This window comes from Chloroflexota bacterium (genome assembly GCA_011322445.1).
Lineage (GTDB): Bacteria > Chloroflexota > Anaerolineae > Anaerolineales > DRMV01 > DRMV01.
The window spans coordinates 20,130-35,445 of record DRMV01000050.1 but is presented as its reverse complement, the minus strand read 5'-3'; the positions used below and the strand labels follow the sequence as shown (position 1 = coordinate 35,445).

General features: G+C 61.9%; 12 protein-coding genes, 2 tRNA genes and 2 rRNA genes. 7 read left to right on the top strand and 9 right to left on the bottom strand.

The window, feature by feature from the left end:
• The 5 genes from ENJ54_11710 to surE form a co-directional block, all read right to left on the bottom strand.
• Positions 1 to 2,058, bottom strand: a 23S ribosomal RNA gene (locus ENJ54_11710); the annotation flags it as partial.
• Between the two features lie 317 nt (positions 2,059 to 2,375).
• Positions 2,376 to 2,448: transfer RNA gene (locus ENJ54_11705), tRNA-Ala, on the bottom strand.
• Positions 2,449 to 2,462: 14 nt separating this feature from the next.
• Positions 2,463 to 2,539, bottom strand: a tRNA-Ile gene (locus ENJ54_11700).
• Between the two features lie 128 nt (positions 2,540 to 2,667).
• Positions 2,668 to 4,203: ribosomal RNA gene (locus tag ENJ54_11695) — 16S ribosomal RNA — on the bottom strand.
• A gap of 391 nt (positions 4,204 to 4,594) precedes the next feature.
• Positions 4,595 to 5,401 (bottom strand): 5'/3'-nucleotidase SurE, encoded by an 807-nt coding sequence (gene surE / locus ENJ54_11690; GenBank protein HFC10498.1) that lies wholly within the window; start codon positions 5,399 to 5,401, stop codon positions 4,595 to 4,597.
• Between the two features lie 169 nt (positions 5,402 to 5,570).
• Here surE and ENJ54_11685 point away from each other — a divergent pair, with 169 nt between their 5' ends.
• From ENJ54_11685 to ENJ54_11675, 3 genes are all read left to right on the top strand, one after another.
• Complete coding sequence (locus tag ENJ54_11685) at positions 5,571 to 6,095, top strand: translation initiation factor IF-3 (protein ID HFC10497.1); 525 nt, start codon at positions 5,571 to 5,573, stop codon at positions 6,093 to 6,095.
• A 48-nt stretch (positions 6,096 to 6,143) separates the two neighbouring features.
• The gene (locus ENJ54_11680; protein ID HFC10496.1) at positions 6,144 to 6,383 is read left to right on the top strand and encodes a 50S ribosomal protein L35; all 240 of its coding nucleotides are present in this window, start codon (positions 6,144 to 6,146) and stop codon (positions 6,381 to 6,383) included.
• Between the two features lie 87 nt (positions 6,384 to 6,470).
• Positions 6,471 to 6,824: a 50S ribosomal protein L20 gene (locus ENJ54_11675; protein HFC10495.1), complete on the top strand. Its 354-nt coding sequence runs from the start codon at positions 6,471 to 6,473 to the stop codon at positions 6,822 to 6,824.
• A 92-nt stretch (positions 6,825 to 6,916) separates the two neighbouring features.
• Here the strand turns inward: ENJ54_11675 and ENJ54_11670 are convergent, their stop codons facing one another.
• Complete coding sequence (locus tag ENJ54_11670) at positions 6,917 to 7,471, bottom strand: dCTP deaminase (protein ID HFC10494.1); 555 nt, start codon at positions 7,469 to 7,471, stop codon at positions 6,917 to 6,919.
• A 91-nt stretch (positions 7,472 to 7,562) separates the two neighbouring features.
• Here ENJ54_11670 and ENJ54_11665 point away from each other — a divergent pair, with 91 nt between their 5' ends.
• The 3 genes from ENJ54_11665 to ENJ54_11655 are packed head-to-tail and all read left to right on the top strand — an operon-like array spanning position 7,563 to position 10,151.
• A complete protein-coding gene (locus tag ENJ54_11665; GenBank protein ID HFC10493.1) occupies positions 7,563 to 8,843 on the top strand; it encodes an imidazolonepropionase in 1,281 nt (426 codons plus the stop codon).
• Entirely contained in the window at positions 8,825 to 9,007 is a 183-nt protein-coding gene (locus tag ENJ54_11660) for a hypothetical protein (protein HFC10492.1), read from the top strand. Before ENJ54_11665 ends, ENJ54_11660 begins: the two co-directional genes overlap by 19 nt.
• A gap of 7 nt (positions 9,008 to 9,014) precedes the next feature.
• Positions 9,015 to 10,151, top strand: coding sequence for a nicotinamide-nucleotide amidohydrolase family protein (locus ENJ54_11655; GenBank protein ID HFC10491.1), 1,137 nt, complete (start codon positions 9,015 to 9,017; stop codon positions 10,149 to 10,151).
• A 118-nt stretch (positions 10,152 to 10,269) separates the two neighbouring features.
• Here the strand turns inward: ENJ54_11655 and ENJ54_11650 are convergent, their stop codons facing one another.
• The 3 genes from ENJ54_11650 to ENJ54_11640 form a co-directional block, all read right to left on the bottom strand.
• On the bottom strand, positions 10,270 to 11,400 hold the full coding sequence (locus ENJ54_11650; protein HFC10490.1) for a thiolase family protein: 1,131 nt from the start codon (positions 11,398 to 11,400) through the stop codon (positions 10,270 to 10,272).
• Positions 11,401 to 11,492: 92 nt separating this feature from the next.
• Positions 11,493 to 12,161, bottom strand: coding sequence for a response regulator transcription factor (locus ENJ54_11645; protein ID HFC10489.1), 669 nt, complete (start codon positions 12,159 to 12,161; stop codon positions 11,493 to 11,495).
• A complete protein-coding gene (locus tag ENJ54_11640) occupies positions 12,161 to 13,615 on the bottom strand; it encodes a sensor histidine kinase (protein HFC10488.1) in 1,455 nt (484 codons plus the stop codon). Before ENJ54_11640 ends, ENJ54_11645 begins: the two co-directional genes overlap by 1 nt.
• Positions 13,616 to 13,695: 80 nt before the next feature.
• Here ENJ54_11640 and ENJ54_11635 point away from each other — a divergent pair, with 80 nt between their 5' ends.
• Complete coding sequence (locus ENJ54_11635; protein ID HFC10487.1) at positions 13,696 to 15,201, top strand: carboxypeptidase M32; 1,506 nt, start codon at positions 13,696 to 13,698, stop codon at positions 15,199 to 15,201.
• Positions 15,202 to 15,316 lie beyond the last annotated feature (115 nt).

Here is a 15,316-nt window from a genome sequence, read left to right as displayed (position 1 = left end):
GCTACCTTAGGACCGTTATAGTTACGGCCGCCGTTCACCGGGGCTTCGGTTCGGAGCTTCGCCTTGCGGCTAACCCCTCCCCTTAACCTTCCGGCACTGGGCAGGCTTCAGCCCCTATACGTCACCTTACGGTTTCGCAGAGACCTGTGTTTTTGTTAAACAGTCCCCAGAGCCATTTCACTGCGGCCCCTTCGGGCTCCAGCCGCGAGGGCCTTCACCCTAATGGGGCACCCCTTCTCCCGAAGTTACGGGGTCATTTTGCCGAGTTCCTTAACGAGGGTTCTCCCGTTCGCCTTGGTATACTCTACCCGTCCACCAGTGTCGGTTTGCGGTACGGGCGCCCGGATTTCAACGCTTAGAGGCTTTTCTCGGCGGCAAGGGTGGGCCACTTATGCCTCAAGGGCTCGCCATCACGTCTCGACTCGGCCCGCGGATTTGCCTACGGGCTTCAACGCCTACACGCTTGGCACCGGCACAACCAATCGCCGGCTGGCTTACCTCGCCGCGTCCCCCCATCGCTCCATCCGGGCGGGGCCGGAATGTTGACCGGCTGTCCATCGCCTACGCCTCTCGGCCTCGGCTAAGGCCCGCCTAACCCGACGCGGATTTACCTGCCGTCGGAAACCTTGGACTTTCGGCGAACGCGGTTCTCACGCGTTTGTACGCTACTCGTGCCTGCATTCTCACTTCTGCGCGCTCCACCGCTCCTCACGGTACGGCTTCGCTGCACGCAGAACGCTCCCCTACTGCCCCCGCCACCCGCAGGTGGCGGAGACCCATGGCTTCGGTGCCAGGCTTAAGCCCCGTTACATTTTCCGCGCAGGGCCACTTGACCAGTGAGCTGTTACGCACTCTTTAAAGGATGGCTGCTTCTAAGCCAACCTCCTGGTTGTCACAGCAGCCCCACCTCGTTTCCCACTTAGCCTGGACTTAGGGACCTTAGCCGATGGTCTGGGCTCTTTCCCTCTCGACCACGAAACTCATCTCCCGTAGTCCGACTGCCACGCTCTGGAGTACCGGCATTCGGAGTTTGGTTGGGTTCGGTAAGCGGTAAGCCCCCTAGCCCATCCAGTGCTCTACCTCCGGTACTGAACGCGTGACGCTAGCCCTAAAGCTATTTCGGGGAGAACAAGCTATCTCCAGGTTCGTTTGGCATATCACCTCTAACCACAGGTCATCCGAGCCCTTTGCAACGGACACCGGTTCGGGCCTCCAGCGGGTTTTACCCCGCCTTCACCCTGCCCATGGTTAGCTCACCTGGTTTCGTGCCTAATCCCAGCGACTGAACGCCCTATTCAGACTCGCTTTCGCTACGGCTCCGGGTGTCACTCCCTTAGCCTCGCCACTGAGATTAACTCGCAGGCTCATTCTCCAAAAGGCACGCCGTCAGGCATAGCGCCGCATCACCCGGTTTCCCGGGGACACCGACACGCCATTAGCCCTCCGACTGCTTGTAGGCTTGCGGTTTCAGGTTCTATTTCACTCCCCTCACAGGGGTGCTTTTCACCTTTCCCTCACGGTACTTGTGCACTATCGGTCGCCAAGAGTATTTAGCCTTGGAAGGTGGACCTCCCTGCTTCCCGCCGGATTAGCGTGCCCGACGGTACTCAGGCTCACTACCGGGAGCCGACACCGTTTTCGCCTACAGGGCTGTCACCCTCTACGGCGGGCCTTTCCAGACCACTTCGGCTAACGGGCCGGTTTGTAACTCCCTGGAGGATTGGCAGCTCCTCCTGGCAGGGCCTACAACCCCCGCATGACATAGGCCTGCCAGCCACTAAGTCATGCAGGTTTGGGCTTTTCCCCGTTCGCTCGCCACTACTAAGGGAATGTTCTCTCTTCCTCCGGGTACTAAGATGTTTCAGTTCCCCGGGTGCCCCTCCCTTAGCCTATGGGTTCAGCTAAGGGATGCCATGGGTTTGCCATGGCGGGTTTCCCCATTCGGAAATCCCCGGATCAAAGGCTGCACACGCCTCCCCGAGGCTTATCGCAGTGTGCCGCGTCCTTCATCGGCTCTTGGCGCCTAGGCATCCACCGCAAGCCCTTAGTAGCTTGCTCGTGATGCGGAGAACCAGAAATTCTTCGCGCATTTGATGCACTACACGCACGACAATAAGATTTGAGATTTGCTTTACTACGACCTATTCACTTGTTAATGTGCCGCTTCTTCCGGCGTTAGCCGCCGGTTGCCAACCCTCAACCGCTTGAGGGCCGCCAACCGAGTGCCAACCTCTTCACTCTTTCAATGTCCTGACACACACCGACCCGGCTCATCGCCGGGCCGCAACCTGCACGATGAACCACACGCTTACTCAATTTCAGTCGGCAATCACCTGCACCAAATCCGCCTCCGTGTGCAGCCAGCGGGAGAGAAGTGGAGATGACGGGACTCGAACCCGTGACCCTCGCCTTGCAAAGGCGATGCTCTCCCAACTGAGCTACATCCCCAAAACCTCTCAAAGAGGTGGGCCTGACTGGACTCGAACCAGTGACCCCTGCGTTATCAGCACAGTGCTCTAACCGACTGAGCTACAGGCCCACGCACGAGGGAAAAACGCCCTCAACAACTGAAGAGTGACAGGAAGCCGCCTGCCGATTCTGTCGCCCCAGCACACGACGGGGCTTGTTCGGAAGCCAGGGCCAAGGCCCCAGCCCCGAGATTTTCCATAGAAAGGAGGTGATCCAGGCGCACCTTCCGGTACACCTACCTTGTTACGACTTCGTCCCAGTCACCAGCCCCACCCTCGGCGGCGCCCTCCCTTTCGGGTTGGGCTACCGACTTCAGGTGTTGCCAGCTCCCATGACGTGACGGGCGGTGTGTGCAAGGCCCGGGAACGTATTCACCGCACTATTGCTGACGCGCGGTTACTAGCAACTCCGGCTTCATGGAGGCGAGTTGCAGCCTCCAATCCGAACTGAGACCGGGTTTGAGGATTGGCTCCACCTCGCGGTTTTGCTACCCATTGTCCCGGCCATTGTAGCGTGTGTGTAGCCCCGGACATAAAGGCCATGCTGACTTGACGTCATCCCCGCCTTCCTCCGGCTTGACACCGGCAGTCCCCTGTGACACATGTAACACAGGGCAAGGGTTGCGCTCGTTACCGGACTTAACCGGACACCTCACGGCACGAGCTGACGACAGCCATGCAGCACCTGTGCTGGCTCCCCGAAGGGTCGGTCACCTTTCGGATCCCTACCACCAGCATGTCAAGCCCGGGTAAGGTTCTTCGTGTAGCATCGAATTAAACCACACGCTCCGCTGCTTGTGCGGGCCCCCGCCAATTCCTTTGAGTTTTAGCCTTGCGGCCGTAGTCCCCAGGCGGTGGACTTAACGCGTTAGCTCCAGCACTGATGGGTTTGACCCCACCAACGCCTAGTCCACATCGTTTACAGCCAGGACTACCGGGGTATCTAATCCCGTTCGCTCCCCTGGCTTTCGCGTCTGAGCGTCAGGAACGGCCCAGGAGGCCGCCTTCGCCACTGGTGTTCCTCCCGATATCTACGCATTTCACCGCTACACCGGGAATTCCACCTCCCTCTACCGTCCTCTAGCCCGGCAGTTTTGGACGTCCTCTCCCGGTTGAGCCGGGAGCTTTCACGCCCAACTTGCCAAGCCGCCTACACGCGCTTTACGCCCAGTAAATCCGGGTAACGCTCGCCTCCTACGTGTTACCGCGGCTGCTGGCACGTAGTTAGCCGAGACTTATTCCGGGAGTACTGTCCTTCCTCATCCTCCCGAAAAGCGGTTTACAACCCGAAGGCCTTCATCCCGCACGCGGTGTCGCTGCGTCAGGCTTTCGCCCATTGCGCAAGATTCCCTACTGCTGCCACCCGTAGGTGTCTGGCCCGTGTTTCAGTGCCAATGCGGGGGGCCACCCTCTCAGGCCCCCTACCCGTCATAGGCTTGGTAGGCCGTTACCCTACCAACTACCTGATGGGACGCGGACCCCTCCCGAAGCGGCGCCGGCCCCTTTCGGGAACCGGAACCCTTTACTCCCGAAGCCTCTAACCTCCGGGAGCACATGAGGTATTAGCAAGCCTTTCGGCTCGTTATCCCTCTCTTCGGGGCAGGTCATCCACGCGTTACTCGCCCGTTCGCCGCTAAGAGCCCAGCAAGTATTGCTACCCGCTGTCCTCTTCGCTCGACTTGCATGTATTAGGCGCACCGCTAGCGTTCACCCTGAGCCAGGATCAAACTCTCCGCAAGAGTATCGCCTTTCGGCGTTTGTCTACACGGATCGTTGTCCTGTAAAACTCGTCAGAATCGACAGGTCGCTTCTGCTTCCTGTCACTCTTCAGTTGTTAAGGTCCCGCTCCCTCATTCGAGCAAGCCCAATTCTACTTGCCAGGCTCGGCTCTGTCAAGGTTTTTGGGGAGACAACAACAACCGATGTCTCGTTTCCCGACACCGGCTGCCAGACCGAACAGGCTTCCACTTTCTCGAGCCCTGGTCTCTGGCGCTGCTGCGCCTCTCCTCGGTTGTTATCGGTTTGCCTCGCTGTGGAGGCGAAACCATCCGTCAAGCACGGGCGGAATTATACGCGCATCGCCCCAGAAGTCAAGGGATTTCAAGAAAATTGCCCAAACTCGTTTTTCAGCCCTTTTCACCCTTCGCCCAGGGGCCAGGAAACCCTTCCAGGCCGCCCCGCAAGTCGTCCAACACCCCATAGGCTGTCATGTCCATTTGGATCGGCGTCACCGAAACGGCGCCCTCGGCCAGCGCGCCAATGTCGGTGCCAGGCTCCGCTACCCCTTCGGGCGCCCCACCGCCAATCCAGTAATAAGGCCGCCCCCACGGGTCTTCCCGCCGCACCAGTGCATCGCGATACACCCTCCGCCCCAGCCGCGTCACCCGCAGGCCCTGCAGGGCTTCCAGCGGGCGATGCGGCACATTGACATTGAGCAACACTTCCGCGGGCAGGCCGTGCCTCAGCACATATTCAGCCACCCAGCGGGCGACCCGCGCCGCAGGGGCAAAATCCAGTTGGGAAAGCGGCGCGCCTTCCCGCTCCAGCGACACCGCAATCGCCGGCACGCCGAAAATCACCGCCTCCATTGCCGCCGTCACCGTGCCGGAATAGGTAATATCGTGCCCCACATTCGCATTGGGGTTGATGCCCGAAACCACCAGGTCCACCGGCTGGGGCACCAGCCCCAACAACGCCATTGCCACGCAATCGGAAGGCGCGCCATCGGTGGCCAGCGCCTCGCTGCCGTCTTCCAGCCGCACCGGCCAGGCCCGCAAGGGGCGCGTCAGCGTCTTCACATGCCCGCTGACCGACCAATTGCGGTCAGGCGCCACCACGCTCACTGTGCTACCCGGAATTTGACGCAGCGCCTGGGCCAGCGCCAGCAAACCGGGCTCAAACACACCGTCATCGTTGGTCACCACAATGTGCATCAGGGGTTTACCTCCACAAAAAACAGGCTTTCCCAATCATACCGCAAGTGACTCATTTCTGCCGCGTTTAAAGTTGACGCCCCTCGCGAGTTATGGTATGCTTTGGCCTCGGTAAGGTGCCGCGCAGCACCCGCGGGTGCTGTTTGTCTTTTGTTCAGGAGGAACGGCCATAGCCAAAGCAAGCGATTACAGGATCAACGAGGCCATCCGTGCGCCCGAAGTGCGGCTGGTCGGCCCGAACGGCGACAACATTGGCGTGGTTTCGCGCGCCGAGGCGTTGCGCATCGCGCGGGAAGCCAACCTCGACCTGGTGGAAGTGGCCCCCAATGCCAAGCCACCGGTCTGCCGCGTGATGGATTTTGGCAAATTCCTGTACGAGCGCTCGAAGAAAGAGCGCCAGGCCCGTAAGGCACAAGCCAAGGTCGAAATCAAAGAATTGCGCCTGCGCCCCAAAACCAGTGAACACCATCGCGAATTTAAAGTGCGCAGCGCGCGCAAATGGCTGGAAAAGGGCATGAAAGTGCGGGTGCGCATGCTTTTTCGCGGGCGGGAAATCACCTACCCCGAAATCGCGCTGGAAGACCTGAAAGAGGTCGCCGAAGCCCTGGCCGATATCGCGGTGGTCGAAAAACCGCCTGCGCTGGAAGGCCGCTCCATGCTGATGATTCTGGCACCAGCCAAAAAGAAAAAGTGAGTCCTGTGGGAAGTTTCCCATATCTCAAGGTAAGAGGAGAGCATTAAAGTGCCGCGCAAACAGCGAACCAAAAAGTACAAGATCAAGACCCACAAGGCAACCAGCAAGCGCTTCCGCGTGACGGGCTCGGGCAAACTGGTGCGCACCAAAGGCGGCAAAAGCCACCTGCGGCGCCACACTTCCAAGCGCACCAAGCGCCTGTTCACCGAGATGTTGCCTGTGGAGGGGAAGGGCATTATCAAGCGCGTCCATCGCCTTGCGCCCTACCTGAAGAAACAGTCCGCCTGAGATTCCCATTTTTTTGATTGCGGCTGCTGGGTGCACTAACAACGGGCGGGTCAACCGTCGGCGCCCAGGGGACCGCAGGAGGTTACCATGCGAGTCAAGACAGGTTTTGTGCGTCGCCGACGCCACAAGAAAATTCTCAAACTCACCAAAGGGCAATATGGCGCGCGTTCCCGGCGCTTCCGGCGCGCCAACGAGGCCATGCTCAAGAGCCTCTGGTATGCCTATCGCGACCGCCGCACCCGCAAACGCGACCTGCGCCGTTTGTGGATCGCCCGCATCAACGCGGCGGCGCGGCAAAACGGCACCACCTACAGCCGCCTCATCCACGCCATGAAGGCCGCTGACATCACCATCAACCGCAAAATGCTGGCCGACCTGGCCGTCCGCCACCCCCAAGCCTTCAAAGCCGTGGTGGACAAAGCCATGGAAGCCGTCAAGTAAAGCGTCTCTCCCTCAAAACACTTCAGCGACAGGGCACAAACCCTGTCGCTGTTCGTTTTTAACCCCCACCGCCGGCTACCCCGGCAGCATGGTTACAATTTTGGCAGCACAATGCCGCCCTGCCGCTGATATTTCCCCTTCTTGTCAGCATACGACACGCGACATTCCTCATCGGCCTCGAAGAAAATCATCTGTGCGATGCCCTCGTTGGCGTAGATTTTCGCGGGCAAGGGCGTGGTGTTGGAAATCTCCAGCGTGACGTAGCCCTCCCATTCCGGCTCCAGGGGCGTGACGTTCACGATGATGCCGCAGCGCGCATAGGTAGACTTCCCCACGCACAGCGTCAGCACCCCGCGCGGAATGCGGAAGTATTCCACCGTGCGCGCCAGCGCAAAGGAATTGGGCGGAATGACGCACACATCGCCCTTGAAATCCACCATCGAGCGGGCGTCGAAGCCTTTGGGGTCAACCACCGTGGAATAGACGTTGGTAAAAATCTTGAACTCATCGGCCACACGGACGTCATAGCCATAGGAAGACACGCCATACGAAAGCACACCTTCGCGCACCTGGTTTTCCACGAATGGCTCGATCATACCGTGTTCCAGCGCCATTTTGCGAATCCAATGGTCGTGTTTCAAGCCCATGCCAGCCTCCCTGGGAAAAGATGTTTTCAGTATAGCCGCGCGCCGCGAGCGGGTCAAGCGGTTTGGCGTATAATTGCAGCAGGAGGCAGCCATGCTGATTCACAACATCGGTCAACTGGTCACACCGCAAGGCGGGCCGCAGCGCGGCCGCCGTTTGGGCACGCTGGAAATCATCCCCAACGCGGCGCTGGTGGTGCAGGCAGGGCGCATCGTCGCGCTGGGGCCGGAAGCCGAAATCACGCCGGCCTTCCCCAACGAGCCGCGCTTCGACGCACAGGGGCGCGCGGTAGTGCCCGGCCTGGTGGACCCCCACACCCACGCCCTCTGGGCTGGCGAACGCGCCGCCGAGTTCGAAATGCGGCTGGAGGGCAAAACCTACCTCGAAATTTTGCAAGCGGGCGGCGGCATTCTTTCCACAGTGCAGGCCACCCGCCGCGCCTCGGTGGAAGCCCTGATGGCCGAAACCCGCCCGCGGCTGCTGCGCGCTTTCGCTCACGGCGCGACCACCCTCGAAGTCAAAACCGGCTACGGCCTCGCCACCGCCGCCGAGTTCAAGATGCTGGAAGCCATTCTGGCGCTGGACGACGAAGGCCCGTGGGAGTTGGTGCCGACGTTCCTCGCCGCGCACGCCATACCGCCAGAGTTCGAGGGCCGCGCCGACGATTATGCCCGCCTGATTTGCCGCGACATGCTGCCTGCGCTCAAGGAATGGTGGCAGGTGCATGGCCACGGGCGGCCGTTGCCCTTTGTGGATGTGTTTTGCGAAACCGGCGCCTTTGACCTTGAGCAAACCCGCTGCATTCTGGAAACCGCGCAAGCCCTGGGCTTCCCGCTGAAGGTACATGCGGACGAATTCGACAACCTGGGCGGCGCGGCGCTGGCTGCTGACCTGGGCGCGGCTTCCGCCGACCATCTGGTGGCAACATCCGAAGCCGACATCCGCGTCCTCGCGGCCTCCGACACCGTGGCCGTGGCGCTGCCCTGCACTCCCTTTGGCCTGGCTGAAGCGCACTACACGCCCGCGAAAGCCATCCTGGAAGCCGATGGCCTGCTGGCGTTAGCCACCGACTGCAACCCTGGCACCGCGTGGTGTGAAAGCATGCCCTTCGCCATGGCGCTGGCCTGCCGCGCGATGGGGCTGACGCCTGCCCAGGCGCTGGCGGCGGCCACCATCAACGCCGCCGCGGCCGTCCAGCGCGCCGACCGCCTCGGCTCGCTGGAGATCGGCAAACAGGCCGATTTTCTCATTCTGGAAACGCCCGACTACCGCCACCTGGCTTACCGCTTTGGCGCAAATGTGGTCGCCTGGGTGGTCAAGCGCGGGCGCTTCTACCGTGTGGAAGGAGGACTGACATGTCCACCGCTGCTGTAGGCTCTACCTTGCTGACCATTGTTGCCGCCGCCGTGGCGCTGCTCATCGTGCTATTCCTGCTCAAAGTTTTCATCAAATTGGCCTGGCACCTGGTCACCATTGGGTGCTTTGTCATCCTGCTGCTGGCAGTGGGGGCAGCCATCGCCAGTTATTTGATGCGGTGAGGGCCCCATGCAACCTTTGACGCTGGACGAAGCCCGCGCCTGGTACGACGACGACCCCACCCACGGCTTCGGCCACATTTTGCGCGTGCTGCGCATGGCCGAATTCCTGGCACAGGAAAGCGGCGCCGATGCCGGGGTAGTGCGCGCCGCGGCGCTGTTGCACGACGCGACCGGCGCGGCAGGGCATCTGGAAAGCGCGGCCCGCGGCGAACATCACCACGCTTCTGCGGCCTTTGCGCGCGAAGTGCTGGCCGCCAAGGGCTGGCCGGAAGCCAAAATTGCCGCGGTGGAAGAGGCCATCCGCACCCACCGTTTCCGCACCGGCGACCCGCCGCGCACCCTCGAAGCACAGGTACTCTTCGACGCGGACAAACTGGACGCCATCGGTGCGATCGGCGTGGCGCGGGCCATCGCCTACGCGGTTTCCCACGGCAGCCCCATCTACGCGCCGCCTTCCGCACAGTTTCTGGCAACCGGCGAGAAAATCCCCGGCGAACCCCACAGCGCCTACCACGAACATCTTTTCAAACTGCGCCGCCTGCGGGAACGCCTGTTTACCCCCGCGGCGCGGGCCGTAGCCGCCCGCCGCGACGCCGTCATGCGGGCTTATTTCGAGGCGCTGGCCGACGAAATGGAAGGCCGCGACCTGACGCCGGAGCAGTGGCAGGCCCCCGAAGCACTCATTGGCCCCCTGCTGGTCGAGCGGGGCTGGCGGCTGGCAACTGCAGAATCGTGCACCGGTGGGCTGATTGGCAGCCGCATCACCGACATTCCCGGCTCGTCGGCCTACTTTGCTGGCGGCGTCATGGCTTACGCCTACGACGCCAAAGTGCGGCTGCTGGGCGTGCCGTGGGCGGTGCTGGAAGCCCACGGGGCGGTCAGCGAGCCGGTGGTGCGGTTGATGGCCGCAGGCGCGAAGCGGGCTTTGGCCGCCGACGTCGCGATTGCGGTCAGCGGCGTGGCAGGGCCGGGCGGCGGCACCCGCGAAAAGCCGGTAGGCACCACGTGGATTGCCATCAGCACGCCGGAAGGCACATGGGCGCGCCGCTTCGTCTGGCCCCACGACCGCATCGGCAACAAAAAAGCCACTGCCGGGCAGGCCTTGCAGTGGCTGGTGGAAGTGCTCAACGCCGCATCGCGCTAAGGGTGGGGTGCAAGTTGCAAGTTGCAAGTTGCAAGTTGCAGGATGCAGGGTGCAGGGTGCAGGATGCAGGGTGCAGGATGCAGGATACTCTCAGCGGTTTTCCTGGATGCTCATACAATCACACGCGCTCGATGATGGTGGCGGTCGCCATGCCGTGACCGATGCACATCACCTGCAGGCCATAACGCCCACGGATGCGTTCCAGTTCGTAGAGCAATTTGGTCATCAAAATCGCCCCGGTGGCGCCTAACGGGTGGCCGTGGGCAATCGCGCCGCCGTTGGGGTTCACCTTGCGCATGTCGGGCTGGAGTTCCCGCTGCCAGGCCAGCACCACGCTGGCAAAAGCCTCGTTGATTTCAATGACATCCATCTCATCCAGCGAAAGCCCGGCCATCTTGAGCACCTTGCGGGTCGCGGGGATGGGGCCGTCGAGCATCAGCGTGGGGTCAGTGCCGACCACCGCCCGGGCCACAATGCGAGCGCGGGGCATCAGGTTCCAGCGCCCCACGGCCCTGGCAGAAGCAATCACCAGCGCCCCCGCGCCGTCGCTAATCTGGCTCGCGTTGCCGGCGGTGACCACGCCATCGGGCTTGAAGGCAGGCGGCAGGGTGCGCATTTTCTCGCGGTCAGGCGGCATACGTACGCCTTCATCTACCTTCACCACGCGGCCATCGGGGCGGGTGAGGGGCAAAATTTGCGCGTCAAAGCGGCCTTCCTGAATGGCGCGCATGGCCCGCCGATGGCTTTCATAGCCAAAATCATCCAGTTCTTCCCGGCTCAGCCCCCACTTTTCAGCAATCAACTCCGCGCTGATGCCCTGGTGCACCATTTTGTGGGGCATCTCAGGCCATTTTTCTGGGTAATCGGCGCCCAGAGGCTGGTGCGACATCATCTCAGTGCCCCCCGCGACCACAATGTCCATGTCACCAGCCAGGATCGCCTGGGCAGCAAAATGCACAGCCTGCTGGCTGGAACCGCACATGCGGTTGATGCTCACGGCAGGCACCTCCACCGGGAAACCGGCCTTGAGCACGGCCAACCGCCCCAGGTTAGCGCCCTGGTCGCGGATGGGGGTCACGACGCCCCAAATGACATCGTCCACCCACTCAGGGCGGACGCCGGCGCGTTGCACGGCTTCCGTCAAGACCGCAGACGCCAGTTCCACCGGCTGGAAGGGATACAAAGCCCCCGCGGGCTTCCCCTTCCCAATCGGCGTGCGCACGGCGGAGACGATGAAGGCTTCGGGCATGGAAAACTCCTTCGGAAGGTGGGATGTTTGCAATGGTGCTATCGTGCTCAACCAGGGCGCTCAACGGGCGCATCCCGCGGCGTGCTTTGGGGTCAATCGTCGTCGATGTCGGGCATCCACTCCGAAATGTGGTGCTGCACGGCATACGTCGCCAGTTCGATGCGGTTGCGCATGCCCAATTTCTCGATAATGGCCGAAACGTAATTCCGCACTGTGCCTTCGCTCAGGCTGAGTTTGTGGGCAATTTCCCGGTTGCTCTTGCCGCGCGAAATCAGCACCAACACTTCCATTTCCCGCCGTGAAAGGCCTTTGAAGGCCGATTCTTCGATGTGGGCTTCCAGTTTGCGCAGCCGGGCCACCATTTGGCTGGCGGTGTGGGGGTCGAAAGCCACCCGCCCCTCGCGGGCGTTGCGAATAGCGTTCACCAACTCAGTGCCGCCCACCTCTTTGAGCACGTAGCCCGCCGCCCCTGCCCGCAGGGCATGGGAGACAAACTCTTCGCTCAGGTAAGAGGTCAAAATCACAACCTGGGTGGTGGGGTGCTGTTGCCGAATCAGGCGGCAGGCTTCCAGGCCGCTTTTGCCGGGCAAGCGCACATCCATCACCACCACATCGGGGCGGTAGCGGGCGACCTTATCCAACGCTTCATCGGCGGTGCCGGCTTCGGCCACCACCTCCATATCGGGCTCGGCTTCCAACAGGGTTCGCAGCCCCAGCCGCACCACTTCGTGGTCGTCCACCAGCAACAAGCGCGTTCGCATCAGCCTCTCTCCTTCCGCACAATATTGTCGAGGGGCACATCCAGCACCGCACGGGTGCCCTTACCGTGTTCCGAAACCAGGGAAAGCGTCCCGCCCAGCAAGCGGGCCCGGTCGCGCATGTTCCGCAAGCCGTAGCCCATGTCCGGGTCCTCGGGCAAACCAACACCGTGGTCTTTGACTTCCAAACGCATGCGCCGCCGGGCCGGGACATAGGAAAGCCGCACCTCAATCAACGGGCTGCGGGCATGCCGAATGGCATTCGAAAGCGCCTCACGGGCAAAGGAAATCACATGTGCGGTGGCCTCGGGCGACATGGGGGGGACTTCATCTACCTCCAGGTAAATTTCCGTGCCCGAAATGCGGCGAGCCTCCTCCACCAGCGATTCCAGCGCCGGGCCTAGGTAAAGCGTCTCCTGTTCGCGCAATTCCGAAAGAAAACGCCGTAGTTCGGCAATCGCGGCATTGATGCCTTCCATCAAGTGCGCCAGCCCCTCTTGCATGGCCGGGTCTTTCGCCTGCCGCTGGAGCGATTGCGCCAGCAGCCCGGCCGCGTACACACGCTGAATGGCGCCATCGTGCAGGTCGCGCGCGATGCGCTCGCGCTCAATCGCCACCACCTGCGCCTGCTCCATGCGCTCAATCAGGCGCTGGGTTTCAAATTCAAACACGTCTAACCCCAAAATGACGGCGATCGCCAGCACCAGGCCGTCCGCGCCCTGGAAGACTTCCACCGGCGCCACGAACATCCGCTCGAAAGCCTGGGCATTCAGCACCGAGGCCGGCCAAAAGGACGCCTTGGGCACGACCAGCCCGCCCAGCACGGCATACCCCAACAACGCCACGCCTGCCACCCGCAGCAGGTTGTAAATCGAGGGGAATTCCAGCGGCAGCAGCCGCAGTTTGGCCTGCCGCCGCAGCCCCATGGCGGCCACCACTGCGCCGGGGAACCCCAACCCGTAACGTGCCCAAATTTCCGCACTGGTGCGCCATTGATGGACGTCGCTTCCCAACGCCAGGCCGAGGTAAAACGGTCCCACCAGCCATACCAGCAGCAGCACCAGCGGCAGCGCCCCGCCCCAGCGGAATTTCGCCGGCAAGGGCTGGAGCAAACGTACGCCGAACTGGAAAAGTGCCGCGAACGAAGCGGCCAGCAGCAGCAATTGCAAGGCATCGAAAATGGTGTTGACGCTTTCCGGGCCGTGGGCCTGGTGCCAGCGGCCAAAGAGGCTCCCCCACTGATAGAGCCCGTGCAAAATCCCAAACGCGGCCAGCCAGGGCATGCCACGCGCCAGCGCCAGCCGCGAATAACGACGCGTCTGCAGCAAAATCGCCATGCCCATCACGAAAAACACCTGCCCGCTGACAAAAAGCACCAACGGGCGGTTGACTTCGAACCACCGATGCACGGCTTCAACCCACATGGGTCTATTGTACCATTGCCTCGTTCCCCTCATCCTTTTGGCGTATAATATCGGTACGGCTACACTCCATACAACGCTTGCAGCCGCAATTCCTTCTTGGGAGAACCGACACCATGTCTGACGACAAATTGCAACGCCTTAAGGAACGCTTAGGGGAGGTGTGGGATATTCACATGGCTGCCGCCGTGCTCGGCTGGGACCAGGAAACCTACATGCCGCCGGGCGGCGCGCAGGCCCGCGGCCAGCAACTGAGCACCCTCAGCCGCATCGCCCACGACAAGTTCACCAGCGACGAAATCGGCCAACTGCTGGAAGACCTCGCCGGCGACGCCGCCGACTGGGACCCCGATTCCGACGAAGCCCGCCTGGTCAAAGTCGCCCGCCGCGATTACCTCAAAGCCACCAAAGTGCCTTCCGATTTCGTGGCAGAAAGCAGCAAAGTGGCTTCCCTCGCCATCATGGCCTGGCGAGAGGCCAAAGCCAAGTCCGATTTCCGCATTTTCCAGCCGCACCTGCAGCGCATCGTCGAACTGCGGCAGGAATACGCCAACTTCTTCACCCCCTACGACCACATCTACGACCCGCTGCTGGACGACTTCGAGCCCGGCCTGACCACCGCCGACGTCCAGCGCATTTTCGACGCCCTGCGCCCCCAGCAGGTGGAACTCATCCGCGCCATTGCCGAGCGCCCGCAGGTAGACGATGCCTTCCTGCACCAGCCCTTCGACGAGCAAAAACAGTGGGATTTCGGCGTCGAAGTGATCACCAAATTCGGCTATGACTGGAACCGCGGGCGGCAGGACAAATCGGCGCACCCCTTCACCACCAACTTCAGCGTCAACGACGTGCGCATCACCACCCGCCTTGAGCCGGACTACCTCGGCACCGGCCTGTTTGGCACCATGCACGAATGCGGCCACGCCCTCTACGAGCAGGGCATCGCCCCCGAACTGGAACGCACGCCCCTCGGCCACGGCGCTTCCCTGGCCATTCACGAATCGCAATCGCGCCTGTGGGAAAACCTGGTCGGGCGCTCCCTGCCGTTCTGGGAACACTTCTACCCCCGCCTGCAGGAAGTCTTCCCCGCCGAACTGGGCAACGTCAGCCTTTCGGCCTTCTACAAGGGCATCAACCGGGTGCAGCCTTCCCTCATCCGCACCGAAGCCGACGAGGCGACCTACAACCTGCACATCATGCTGCGGCTGGAACTGGAAATCGCCCTGCTGGAAGGTACGGTGAAAGTGGCCGACCTGCCCGAGGTGTGGAACGCCAAAATGCAGGAATACTTAGGCGTGACGCCCCCCGACGACGCCCACGGCGTGCTGCAAGACATCCACTGGTCGATGGGCTCCATCGGCTACTTCTCCACCTACGCCCTCGGCAACCTGATTTCGGCGCAGTGGTGGGAACGCATCCGCGCCGACATCCCCAACCTGGATGAGCAAATCCGCGGCGGCAACTTCGCCGACCTGCTGGCCTGGCTGCGGGAACACGTCCACCGCCACGGCGCGAAGTTTGAACCGCAGGAACTGGTGAAGCGCGTCACCGGCTCAGAAATCGACCCCGTGCCCTACATGCGCTACCTGAAGCAGAAATACGGCGAGATTTACGGGCTGTAAAAGCCGCCCCGTTTGCCTCGCGTTGAGACCTGTCAGGTTTCCGGAAACCTGACAGGTCTTTTCTTTCGGAGTGCGCCATCGTGATGCCGCCTTCCAAAGCGGCGACGCGTCGCCG